This window comes from Fluviicola sp., from assembly GCF_030151805.1.
GTDB lineage: Bacteria > Bacteroidota > Bacteroidia > Flavobacteriales_D > Crocinitomicaceae > Fluviicola.
Genome location: NZ_JASLCN010000399.1, coordinates 1 through 3,929 on the forward strand (window position 1 = coordinate 1; position 3,929 = coordinate 3,929).

Here is a 3,929-nt window from a genome sequence, read left to right on the forward strand (position 1 = left end):
TCCGCAAGAATCGATTCAATGCTCGTAGTGAAAGATTCGCTGGTCGTTAACAAAACGGCAACGGTCAAAAGCGACCTGAAAGTAATGGGAAAAGCCACTATCAAAAACGATTTGAAAGTTGCCGGAGAAACCACCCTGGTTGGAACAACCGTCATCAAAGAAGGAGATTTAAAAATCAAAGCATTGGGAGATTCTACCCTGGCAGGAGACGGAATTCTATTGATCAATGCGAACGGGAAAGTAAAGAACGGCGGCGATTTGAAAAGTTTGATCTATGCAGAAACACAATCCGCTCAGCTTCCATGTGCAAGTGATATAAACGGGAATGTGTTGTATACGGCTCCGTATTGGCAGGCTTCCACAAATCCGCAACGGATGTTTCTGCTGAATACCAATTGTTCGCCCGATCCGCGCTTAGGAGTTGGCGTAAAACCCGAAGCCAAATTTCAGGTTCGCCTAAGCAAAGATTCGGAATTACCTCCTTTGATTATCGACAAAACGGTGAGCAATAATCCCACAGTGGCCCCTTACAAACTTATGCAGCTGGATCATACGGGTTTGTTATATGCCCGCGAGATAAAAGTGAACCTGAATTCCTGGGCGGATTACGTCTTTGAGGAAACCTACCCTTTAATGCCTTTGTGCGAATTGAAACAGTACATCAATCAGAATAAACACCTGCCAAATGTGCCCGGTGCTGATGAAATGCGGGAAAAAGGCCTCAATGTTGCTCAAAGCAGTACGATGCTGATGGAAAAAGTAGAAGAATTGACACTTTACGTGATCCAGGTAAAAGAACAAGTGGATGCTCAACAGGAATTGTTGAAGCAACAGCAGGAAACGATTCGTTTGCAGCAGGAATTGATTTTACAGTTGCAGCAACAGGTAAAACCATAATCCGATGAGCAAGTTCATGATAGGAATGTTTCTGCTCATTGGTTTGAATGGGTGGGGACAAGCAGATACGCTGGTTTTCTCGAATCCGAGAAAAATGATGGAATATGCCTTCTCTAAAACAGATTTCAGCTCTTCCTCCAATCCGTATTTCAGAAATGCCACACTTGAACTGGAAGATTCCGTGTTCAATAAACTGATCTACAAAGAACAGCCGCTTCATTGCTCCGGCAGGGGGATTTTGAGCTTGTTCAGTTTAATGAATTGGTGGGACATGTCGCGGAATTTTCACCGGGATTCGGTACTTTTTCCGGTTTACGACCATTTCTATTCGCTGGATGAATCCGGTCAGTTGCGGATTCCCTTCTACGTGGTCGATTTGAAGATTAATTCCCTGAAACCCGCGATTTCAGAAGCATTCAGAACCAGTACCGGAAATGAACCTTATCGAAAGATTCTTTCCGATGATCTGATGGAAGACGAAGTGTTGTATGCATCCGTTTTCCTGGATTCATTCGCCTATAACAACGTCATCCTCGAACTGAATAAAAAAACCTTCTTCACCAACACGAACCGGAGTATTGATTTTGTGGAAGTCAAAAGAAGAAACGAAACCAGGTTATTGTACTTCAACTCCAGCATCGATATCAGTGATTGGCTGACAGGGAAACAAAAGCTATCGTTTATTATTCATTTTTCAGATGGAAAAGAGGTTCAGGTGAATCAACTGGTTGAAATGAACCAGCGGGAAGCTGCGAAATCCGATGTGCATCAGCATTTTGAATGGTATCAAACCCTCTATCCAGATGATTACACTTCTTCATCTGTTTATTCTCCTGATTTGAAATTCTCTACCTATTATGCCTGCTCAGATAATAAGCTTCGAAAACCTTTTATTATGGTAGCGGGTTGGGGACCACATACAGATAAGGCAATCGTTAATAATAATCAAAATTGGCCGGCGTCCATTCCTCAATTAGCAAATCAGTTTAACCAGGAAGGATTGATTGAGAATTTGCACGATGAAGGGTTTGATGTGATTGTCTGCCAGTTTTTTCCTCCCAATGCTTATATAGAAAAGAATGCAGAATTGTTAGAGCAATTAATCAACCTGGTAAACAATCAGAAATTTCAAAATGATTCATACCAGGAAAATATTATCATGGGCTTCAGTGCCGGTTCTTTGGCAACTCGTTTGGCTTTGCAGAAGATGGAATACAAACACTTGTATGCAAATGGCCCGCACCCACATACGAGGTTGTATATTTCCAATGATGGGGAACATGGTGGAGCGAATATTCCTTTGGGAATGCAGCATGCTGTAGAGTATTTGTGGGAATACGATTACAATCAACAATGGTCTAATGTGCCTGTAATCGGATCAGTACTCGAAAATCATTATAAGACCTACGCTTTGCACTATATTTTGAATGCACCGCTCTCAGAACAATTATTGCATTATTTTTATACTGAAACAGGGTCAGGATCGGCTCCAGGCCAAGGACCTAGTGATTTCCGTACTTCCTATCTGGAAAAACATACATATTTTAATCATTCTAAAAATGGTCATCGTTTAGGGTATCCATCATTTCAACGCATGATTTCCATTTCCAATGGTTCTTCTACTCCAAAATATGAATTTTCAGATTTTTCTGCTGATCATTTTCCATATCCAACCGAAACAGGAGCGATATTTTTCAAACAAAATTCCTCTCCGATCCCCTTTGCGAACAGAAGGTATGAGGCCTCATTTTTGACACACGGGATTCACCGGGTGTTTTATTGTGAGCACAAACCATGGTTTAAATCCTGGAAATCAAAGTATGAAGCTAAAACAAAAGATCCGATCGTATTGGATAATGCTCCGGGGGGAATTATTTTTATTGAACAAAACCCGATCATTGAGATTAATAACCAATTGAATGCACAATTGACGGGGAATCCGGATATTAAGAAAGAACTCCTGTACTCTTTTACTCCAACTGTTCTCACACACGATGTGAAAGATTTGAACAGTAGCTTGATTAATGGGTATCCAAATTATAGTTTTAAGGAACATTTTCTAATGTTCGACAATGAAAATTCTGTGAGTTATAACAATCCAATTATTCACTCTTCCAACTATTATGGCTATCCTCATTTGGGCTATCCCGGGAATCATTACGATTATACGGTTTTTGATGCTTTGTTTTGTTGGGATGAAAATACCGAGCATTTGCTTGGGAACCGGAAAGATCCTGATAACTATGCGGGTATGGATGCTCCGGTGAAAGGAGTGATTAAGAATTTCGTGGTAGATGAGGCAGAGCCGGATTTCATTTTCCTGCAGAATCTACGGATCGGTTTCTTTGCTCGTCCGAATTATTCCTATCGGGTAGATTATGAAGCAGGTGATGCGATCCTGTTGGGAAATCATATCACGCAGAAAACAGATTTTCTCGATTTTGTTTCGGAAGCCAATGCGATAGTGGATGCACAGGCGGTGAATGAAATCCATTTCACACCGGGTGTGCACATCAAAAACGGATCGGATTTTCATGGGTATATCGGGGAGATTGCCTGCGAAAAATCAATGGGAAACAGCAACCCGGGATCCGATTCAGGAAACGATTCAGAAGAAACAAATGAAGCAATGTATGAAAGAGCGAATTTTTCCGAACAGGTTTCGATTTTCCCGAATCCGTCCAGGCAGTCTTTTTCTATCCGGTGGGGTGAACGGACTGAATCCGGTCCGATAGAAATTCAGATAATGGATCTTTCAGGCAAAGAAGTATTTAAAAAGCGCGTACCTTTAGAAGAACAAGTACAGCATTTGCTAAAGCCGGGCTTTTATGTGGTGAAATTAATTAAGAACGGAGTATGTGTTACAAGAAATATAGTGGTGGAGCAATAATCATATTAGCTGTGTTGCTTTCGTTTTATTCCTGTAAAAAACTGGATAAGAAAAACCCCATTGAATTCACTATTAAAGCACACATTCCGTATACTGGTGAACCTATTTCAGGTGTAAAGTACACGATCAAGGAGTATCGGGC

2 protein-coding genes are annotated in these 3,929 nt (G+C 41.1%); both read left to right on the top strand.

Translation table 11 applies throughout. From position 1 onward, the window contains the following. Positions 1 to 897: hypothetical protein (locus Q1V93_RS15145; protein WP_300665814.1), on the top strand; the 897-nt coding region annotated here is incomplete at its 5' end. A 4-nt stretch (positions 898 to 901) separates the two neighbouring features. Continuing rightward, positions 902 to 3,787 (top strand): T9SS type A sorting domain-containing protein, encoded by a 2,886-nt coding sequence (locus Q1V93_RS15150; protein ID WP_300665815.1) that lies wholly within the window; start codon positions 902 to 904, stop codon positions 3,785 to 3,787. Positions 3,788 to 3,929: the final 142 nt, after the last annotated feature.